The organism is Mesorhizobium sp. M7D.F.Ca.US.004.03.1.1 (assembly GCF_003998635.1).
Classification (GTDB): Bacteria; Pseudomonadota; Alphaproteobacteria; order Rhizobiales; family Rhizobiaceae; genus Mesorhizobium; species Mesorhizobium loti.
The window spans coordinates 1-1142 of the sequence record NZ_RZQG01001359.1 but is presented as its reverse complement, the minus strand read 5'-3'; the positions used below and the strand labels follow the sequence as shown (position 1 = coordinate 1142).

The 1142-nt window shown below is 58.8% G+C and carries 2 pseudogenes; one reads left to right on the top strand and one right to left on the bottom strand.

The annotated features are described in order from the left end of the window. Positions 1–555, bottom strand: a pseudogene (locus EN935_RS37070) (histidine kinase); the annotation flags it as partial. A gap of 231 nt (positions 556–786) precedes the next feature. On the opposite strand from EN935_RS37070, the pseudogene EN935_RS37065 reads away from it, so the two are divergent. Further along, positions 787–1029: pseudogene (locus EN935_RS37065) on the top strand (integrase core domain-containing protein); the annotation flags it as partial. Positions 1030–1142: the final 113 nt, after the last annotated feature.

Sequence of the window (1142 nt, the reverse complement as noted above, 5' to 3'; positions counted from 1 at the left end):
GACAGAAATCGAAAGCACCAGGTCTTCGCCCGTCGGAGCCGGCACCTTTGTGGCTACAGCGATGCGGTAGGTTTTGGAATCCTTGCTGGCGAAGACATCGCTGACGAAAACGCCAGACGCTCTGAGTTTCTCCCGATCCCCCGCCGATATCGGTTCGATCGGCGGCAGATCAGCACCGTACCCGATCTCTGTATTCAACAGTTGATTACGCTCTAAATCGCGCAGGACGATGATCCGGTCCGTCCCTTCGACCAGGCTGAGCGCCTCGCCGCGAAAGGCCTCCAGATCGCCATTGGCGAGAGCAGCCGATTTCGACAGACCGTTGAGAGTCGTTTGGAGGTTGGCTAGTTCGCCCTCGACTACGAGCGAAACCTGCCGGGCAGTCTGCAGTGCATCCTGCTCGAAGCGGGATCGCTCGTGCAGAGCATATTGGACCAGCAGATAGGCCGCGAAGAGCCAGACGGGTACCACCGCGGCAGCGATCAGACCAAGCAGGTGCGATCGTGCTGATCGACGAGGCAAATGTTGCTTCCCCTGCCGCCCCAGAAACTTCACCAACCATAATCGCAAGCCTGCGAACAGCAAGCTTTAGTTCAAGCGAACGCGATCGAGCCGGTTTGCAAGCGGCAGATGACTGCCAGTGATCCAAAGCAGAAAGGTCAGGAACGCGCCTCATGGCGATCGTTCGGGCTAGCGGCACTGTCTCCCAAAAGCATTTCGCTGGCATTCTCTTGACTATGCTGTATCGCTCGACGGACCGCCTCTGTCGCTGTGGCGCTCCCATGCAACGGCCAGGTCGAGAGAATGAACCGGACTATCAAGGACGCCACCGTCAAGCGCTTCTACTACGAGAGCCACGACCAACTGCGCACCCATCTCGCCGACTTCGTCGCCGCCTACAACTTCGCCCGCAGGCTCAAGACCCTCAAGGGTCTCACACCCTACCAGTTCATCTGCAAGGCGTGGGCGTCACAACCGGAACGCTTCAAACTCAATCCGCTCCAGCAAATGCCGGGACCAAACATCTAGGCTCGTAATCGATTGCCACACGTTTTCAAATTCGTCCGTTAGTGCTAACGGCAGGGAAGGTAGGGAGGCGGGAGGGGGAGGCGAAGCTTTCGGCGCCGGCACTGCGGGCCTCT